This window comes from Bacillus sp. JJ675 (assembly GCF_036963165.1).
GTDB lineage: Bacteria > Bacillota > Bacilli > Bacillales > Bacillaceae > Bacillus > Bacillus glycinifermentans.
In genome coordinates this window covers 1-6930 of sequence record NZ_JBALMR010000129.1, presented here as the reverse complement: position 1 = coordinate 6930, position 6930 = coordinate 1, and the positions used below count along the sequence as shown (strand labels likewise).

Sequence of the window (6930 nt, the reverse complement as noted above, 5' to 3'; positions counted from 1 at the left end):
CGCCTCGGCCATGGGCTCGGAATCTCACCCCACGAATATCCGTCCATGAGCCATAACAATGATGAGCTGTTAAAAGAAGGAATGGTATATACGATTGAGCCCGGCATCTATGTACCGGAAATCGGCGGGGTCCGAATCGAAGATGATGTGCTCGTTACATCAGACGGCGCAGAAGCGCTTACCCGGTTCCCGAAAGAGCTGACTGTGATTTCCTGAATGTTGGAACCCGCTTGCTGCGGGTTCTTTTTTGTAGATGATAAACCGTGAATTCTCTTCCTCTTTATTTTGACATCTTTTACACTTAAAGAGAGAAATCAATCCTTTGAAATGAAAAAGTCGTCAAAAGAGCGGAACGGCTCGACTTTATGTTTTTCGTTGAGCGGCCTCATCGCTGCTTTTGAAGACAGTACGATGATGATGCATAAGAAGATCAGAATAAAAATACCCATATTTCTTCTCCTTTCTGAAATGAAAACGTGATCAGCACCGATGCTGTTTTCATTTTAGAGTATGAAACGCATTTCAGAGCAAGAATGAAATGAAAGAAGGGAAACGAATGGCGAATATCAGGGAAATAGCCGAAGCTGCCGGTGTTTCAATTACGACCGTTTCAAGGGTTCTTAACGGCCATCCTTACGTGAAGGAAGAAAAGCGGAAAAAGGTTCTTGAAACGATCGAACGGCTCGAATATACGAGAAACGTGCATGCAGTTCATCTGTCGAAAGGCTTTTCAAACATGATCGGCGTTGTGCTGCCGACGGTCAGCATGCCGTATTTCAGCGAACTGATCGAAGGCATCGCCGAGGAAGCGGCCAAGTCCGGGGTCCATTTTGCGCTTTATCAGACGGATTATCAGCTTGAAAAGGAAATGTTTGCGTTAGAACAGCTGAAACAGCGGCAGGTGGACGGCTTGATTTTTTGTTCGAAAGCGATGTCAGATGAAGAGCTTTTGAATTGGCGGGATACGGGTCCGTTCATTCTGTGCCAGGATTCAAAGGATCCCCGTTTTTCAACGGTCAGCATCCCGCATCATGAAGCGTTTCGCCGCGGGCTCGATTTTTTGATCGGAAAAGGCCATCGAAAAATAGCGATCGGCTTGGTGCGCAAACACGGTGTGAACAGCCATTTCCGGCTGGCGGCGTATCAGGAAGCGCTTGAAGCCATCGGTGAACCTTACCGGGATGAGTGGGTTTTTGAACGATCGCTGACGATTACCGACGGGCAAAAGCTGTTTTCCAAATGGAGCAGAATGGACGAAAAACCGACTGCGATTTTTGTGGCCAATGATCAAGTATCAGCAGGGCTTTATCTTGAGGCGAAAAAACACCGTGTCGATATTCCCGGAACCCTTGCCTTATTAAGCTGCGATAACCAGCCGATCAGCGAAGTGCTCGGCATTTCAACGATCGAAATCAAGACGAAGGAAATGGGGAGGCACGCCTTTCGTCTTCTCCAAAACAGAATCAAAGGGGAGGAGCCGGAAAAGCAGGTCGTCTCCTACAGATTGATTGAAAGATCGACAGTATAAGTGAAATATCAGTGATAAAAATTCGACATTTTTCATCAAAAACGGCAAAATAAATTGACGCGCTTTCATGAGTTTTGTACGATATGAGAGATTGAATGACAAAAAGGAGCTGAGGATCGTGAACAGATCCTTCACCGTTGAAAAGGTACTCAACAACAACGTTTTAATCGCCCTTCATGAAGACTATAAGGAAGCCGTTTTGATTGGAAAAGGGATCGGGTTTGGCAAAAAGCGCGGAGATCTTATCGAACACGAGAACTATGAAAAAATGTTTATTCTGGAAAATGATAAAGAACAATCGCAGTATAAGAAGCTCCTCACATATGTCGATGAAAAAATGGTCGATATCGCCAATGATGTCATTTACCATATCGCGCAAAAAATCGGCCAGCCGCTCAATGAACATATCCATGTCGCGCTGACAGATCATATCGCATTTGCTGTCAAGCGATTGGAACAAGGCTTTGATATGAAAAATCCGTTTTTGCTTGAGACGGAATCCCTTTATCCGAAAGAATACGAAGTCGCCAAAGAAGCTGTTGACATGATTAATGAACAATCGGGCATTCAGCTTCCGGAAGGGGAGATCGGTTTTATTGCCCTTCATATTCACAGCGCTTTGACAAACAGGCCGCTTTCGGAAGTCAATCAGCATTCGCAGCTCATTTCGAAGCTTGTCCAGGTGATTGAAGACGCCTTTCAAATGAAGGTGAACAGGGAAAGCGTCAACTATTTGCGCCTGATACGGCACCTGCGTTTTACGATCGACAGGATTACGCGGGAAGAGCCGACTCAGGAACCGGAAAAATTAATGTTGTTGTTGAAAACGGAATATCCGCTATGTTACAATACTGCTTGGAAGATGATCAAAATCTTGCAGCAATCGCTCAAGAAACCTGTTCATGAGGCAGAAGCCGTTTACTTAACATTACATTTGTACCGTTTGACTAATAAAATTTCATAAACACCTTTATAACGTGTTACTGATTCGATCAGGCATGAGTGAAAAAAGGGAGGAAATGAAGACGCTGTCTTTCGTTTCTTTGTGTACCCGCTTTCACCATGCCTTTTTGTCGTTTAAAAAAGGAAATGTAAACGGTTAAATTGAAAAAGAATGTCTTTTGAATGTGTTTGTCATGTTTTTTTGCTGTAAGGTCAAACTATCCTTAGAGGGGGTATACACCATGTTTAAATCGCTATTCGGCGTTCTGCAAAAAATCGGACGGGCGCTCATGCTTCCTGTTGCGATTTTACCGGCCGCAGGTATCCTGCTTGCCCTCGGTAACGCCATGCAAAATCCGCAAATGACAAAGGTCGCGCCGTTCCTGACCAATGGCACGGTCCAGCTCATTGCAAAGGTTATGGAAAATTCGGGAGACATCGTCTTCTCCAACCTTCCGCTCCTGTTTGCGGTCGGGGTCGCCATCGGGCTTGCAAATGGAGACGGAGTCGCAGGAATTGCCGCCATTATCGGATACCTTGTCATGAATGTAACGATGAGCGCGGTGCTTTTGCAAAACGGTACCATTCCGAGCGATGCAGTTGAAAGAGCGAAATTTTTCACGGAAAACCATCCGGCTTACACAACAATGCTGGGAATTCCGACATTGGCAACCGGGGTATTCGGCGGGATTATCGTCGGTGTTCTGGCTGCCGCCATGTACAACAAATTTTACAAAATCGAACTTCCGCAATATTTGGGATTCTTTGCCGGAAAGCGTTTTGTTCCGATTGTAACGTCTGTCTGTGCATTAATTCTCGGTCTGATCATGCTGATTGTCTGGCCGCCGATCCAAGGCGCCCTTAACAGCTTCTCAAACGGGCTCCTTGCTGCAAACGAGGCACTGGCCGCGTTTGTCTTCGGTATCATCGAGCGCGCGTTGATTCCGTTCGGTTTGCACCACATTTTCTATTCTCCGTTCTGGTATGAGTTCTTCAGCTATACCGATAAAGCCGGAGAAATCGTCCGCGGTGACCAGCGGATTTTCATGGCGCAGATTAAAGACGGCGTCCAATTGACCGCAGGAACATTTATGACAGGTAAATATCCGTTCATGATGTTCGGTCTGCCTGCTGCTGCGCTTGCAATTTATCATGAAGCAAAACCGGAAAACAAAAAGCTTGTTGCCGGCATCATGGGTTCAGCCGCGTTGACATCTTTCCTGACGGGGATTACTGAACCGCTTGAATTTTCATTCCTGTTCGTCGCACCGATTCTGTTTGCGATTCACTGCGTGTTCGCAGGACTGTCTTTCATGATAATGGACATCTTGCACGTCAAAATCGGTATGACATTCTCCGGCGGGCTGATCGATTTCTTCCTGTTCGGAATTCTGCCTAACCGTACGGCATGGTGGCTTGTCATTCCTGTCGGTTTGGTGCTTGCCGTTATTTACTACTTCGGGTTCCGATTTGCGATCCGCAAGTTCAACCTGAAAACGCCGGGCCGCGAGGATGCCGCAGCCGAAACCGCTTCTGAAGGCGGCGGGGAAACGACGGGAGATCTGCCTTATGAAATTCTTGCCGCAATGGGAGATAAAGAAAACATCAAGCACCTTGATGCTTGTATCACAAGGCTGCGCGTAACGGTCAACGACCAGAAAAAAGTTGACAAAGAACGCTTGAAAAAGCTTGGTGCATCTGGAGTTCTTGAGGTCGGAAACAACATTCAGGCCATCTTTGGACCTAAGTCTGACAATTTGAAATCGCAAATGCAGGATATCATGTCAGGTCGGACGCCAAGACCTGCAAAAGCCCCGGATGCCGGCGGCGAAGTTGAACAGCAGGTTGAAGAAGTCATGGTAGAGCCTCTTCAAAATGAAGCGGGAGAAGAAGTGTTTGTTTCACCGCTTTCCGGAGAGATTCACCCGATCACGGACGTTCCTGACCAAGTATTCTCAGGCAAAATGATGGGCGACGGATTTGCGATTCTCCCTTCAGAAGGTACGGTCGTTTCTCCTGTGAAAGGGAAAGTGCTTAACGTCTTCCCGACAAAGCATGCGATCGGCCTGCAATCCGACGGCGGCAGAGAAATTCTGATTCACTTTGGAATCGATACCGTCAGCTTGAAAGGGGAAGGCTTCACGGCGTTTGTTTCTGAAGGAGACCGCGTTGAACCGGGACAGAAAATGCTTGAAGTCGACATTGAAAAAGTGAAGGATAAAGTACCGTCTCTCATGACGCCAATCGTTTTCACAAACCTGAAAGAAGGCGAAAGCGTAAGCCTTAATGTGGAAGGCTCTGTCAGCATGACACAAGACGAAATCGTCCGCATCGAAAAATAAGTTCATAAAATGGCCGTACTTGTCAGATGACATGTGCGGCTGTATGATATAATATTGTGAATGTATTAAAGCTAAAAGGAGATTGATTAAAATGGCACAAAAAACGTTTAAAGTAACTGCAGACTCTGGTATCCACGCACGTCCTGCGACTGTTCTCGTACAAACTGCAAGCAAATACGATGCAGATATCAATTTGGAATATAACGGTAAAACCGTAAATCTAAAATCAATTATGGGCGTTATGTCTCTTGGCATTGCGAAAGGTGCCGAAATTACGATTTCTGCTTCAGGTGCTGACGAGAATGATGCACTTGCTGCATTGGAAGATACAATGAAAAGCGAAGGACTTGGCGAGTAATGCTTGAATTAAAAGGAATAGGAGCTTCAGCCGGTATTGCAATTGCAAAAGCATATCGGCTTGAGGAGCCTGATCTAACGGTTGAAAAGAAAAACATCTCTGATTTTGAAGCGGAAGTTAATCGTTTTGACCAAGCAATCGAGGATTCAAAAAAAGAGCTTGAAACGATTAAAAGCCATGCTTTGAAAGAGCTTGGCGAAGATAAAGCAGAAATTTTTTCCGCGCATCTTTTAGTATTGAGCGATCCTGAGCTGTTAAACCCTGTAAAAGAAAAAATCAAATCAGATTCCGTGAATGCGGAATTTGCTTTGAAAGAGACGGCTGACATGTTCGTATCCATGTTCGAGTCAATGGATAACGAATATATGAAGGAACGCGCAGCAGACATCCGTGATGTCACGAAGCGCGTCACAGGACATCTTCTCGGCGTCGATATTCCGAATCCGAGCTTGATTTCCGAAGAAGTGGTCATCGTTGCCGGTGACTTGACTCCGTCTGATACAGCGCAGCTGAACCGCCGTTTTGTTAAAGGGTTTACAACGGATATCGGCGGACGTACGTCCCACTCAGCCATCATGGCCCGCTCTTTGGAAATTCCTGCGGTTGTCGGTACGAAAGCGGCGACGAAGGAAATTCAAAACGGCGTGACTGTTATCGTCGACGGCATCAATGGCGATGTGATCGTTGATCCTTCACAAGAGATCATCGCTCAATACGAACAAAAACACCAAAAGTTCCTGGAGCAAAAAGCTGAATGGGCCAAGCTCGTCAACGAGCCGACCGTCACAAAAGACGGCCATCATGTCGAACTTGCCGCCAACATCGGTACGCCTGACGATGTAAAAGGCGTTCTCGAAAATGGAGGCGAAGCCGTCGGACTTTACCGCACAGAGTTCCTTTACATGGGAAGAGACCAGCTTCCAACAGAAGAAGAGCAATTCGATGCCTATAAAACCGTTCTCGAGCGTATGGAAGGCAAATCCGTTGTCGTTCGTACCCTTGATATCGGCGGAGACAAAGAGCTTCCATACTTGGAACTGCCAAAAGAAATGAATCCTTTCTTAGGATACAGAGCCATCCGTCTTTGCCTGGATGAGCAGGAGATTTTCAGAACGCAGCTTCGTGCGCTGCTACGGGCAAGTACATATGGAAACTTGAAAATTATGTTCCCTATGATCGCGACCGTTAATGAATTCAAAGAAGCGAAAGCGATTCTCCTTGAAGAAAAAGAAAAGCTTCAATCAGAAGGCCACAAGGTGTCCGATGACATCGAAGTCGGCATGATGGTTGAAATTCCGTCGACTGCGGTTATAGCCGACCAGTTTGCGAAAGAAGTTGATTTCTTCAGCATCGGAACAAATGACCTGATTCAATACACAATGGCTGCCGACCGGATGAACGAACGCGTTTCATACCTTTATCAGCCGTACAACCCTGCGATTCTCCGCTTAATTACGCTTGTCATTGAAGCGGCTCATAAAGAAGGAAAATGGGTCGGCATGTGCGGCGAAATGGCTGGGGACGAAATTGCGATTCCGATTCTTCTCGGCCTTGGCCTTGACGAATTCTCAATGAGCGCAACATCGATTCTTCCGGCAAGAACGCAAATCAGCAAGCTTTCTAAAAAAGAGGCGGAATCTTTTAAAGAACAAATTCTTTCTATGAGTACAACAGAAGAAGTCGTTCAATTCGTAAAAGATACATTCAAATTGTCTTAATTGACGAAGGAAACCCGGACATTTATGATATGCTCCCCTAAA

Annotated in this window: 7 protein-coding genes (1 of these 7 only partly in view); 6 read left to right on the top strand and 1 reads right to left on the bottom strand. The window is 46.1% G+C overall.

Annotation, left to right across the window (positions count from 1 at the left end):
- Positions 1 to 216: the 3' end of a M24 family metallopeptidase gene (locus V7126_RS23830; RefSeq protein WP_335499848.1), read on the top strand. 834 nt of this gene lie to the left of the window's left edge; the window shows 216 of its 1050 coding nt (coding positions 835-1050); its start codon lies off the left edge, out of view; its stop codon occupies positions 214 to 216.
- A gap of 98 nt (positions 217 to 314) precedes the next feature.
- On the opposite strand, the gene V7126_RS23825 is transcribed toward V7126_RS23830, so the two are convergent.
- On the bottom strand, positions 315 to 449 hold the full coding sequence (locus tag V7126_RS23825) for a hypothetical protein (RefSeq protein WP_269082057.1): 135 nt from the start codon (positions 447 to 449) through the stop codon (positions 315 to 317).
- A gap of 107 nt (positions 450 to 556) precedes the next feature.
- Between V7126_RS23825 and V7126_RS23820 the strand changes: the two genes are divergently transcribed.
- The 5 genes from V7126_RS23820 (at position 557) to ptsP (ending at position 6888) form a co-directional block, all read left to right on the top strand.
- Positions 557 to 1528 (top strand): LacI family DNA-binding transcriptional regulator, encoded by a 972-nt coding sequence (locus tag V7126_RS23820; protein WP_216899146.1) that lies wholly within the window; start codon positions 557 to 559, stop codon positions 1526 to 1528.
- 67 nt (positions 1529 to 1595) lie between these two features.
- Entirely contained in the window at positions 1596 to 2492 is an 897-nt protein-coding gene (gene glcT, locus V7126_RS23815) for a glucose PTS transporter transcription antiterminator GlcT (protein ID WP_096891708.1), read from the top strand.
- Between the two features lie 220 nt (positions 2493 to 2712).
- Positions 2713 to 4812 carry a glucose-specific PTS transporter subunit IIBC gene (ptsG, locus tag V7126_RS23810; protein WP_046132445.1) on the top strand — a complete coding sequence of 700 codons (2100 nt, stop codon included), beginning with the start codon at positions 2713 to 2715 and terminating at the stop codon, positions 4810 to 4812.
- Between the two features lie 91 nt (positions 4813 to 4903).
- The gene (locus V7126_RS23805; RefSeq protein WP_006638411.1) at positions 4904 to 5170 is read left to right on the top strand and encodes a phosphocarrier protein HPr; all 267 of its coding nucleotides are present in this window, start codon (positions 4904 to 4906) and stop codon (positions 5168 to 5170) included.
- On the top strand, positions 5170 to 6888 hold the full coding sequence (ptsP, locus tag V7126_RS23800) for a phosphoenolpyruvate--protein phosphotransferase (protein ID WP_175077540.1): 1719 nt from the start codon (positions 5170 to 5172) through the stop codon (positions 6886 to 6888). The genes V7126_RS23805 and ptsP overlap by 1 nt, the downstream gene beginning before the upstream one ends.
- Positions 6889 to 6930 lie beyond the last annotated feature (42 nt).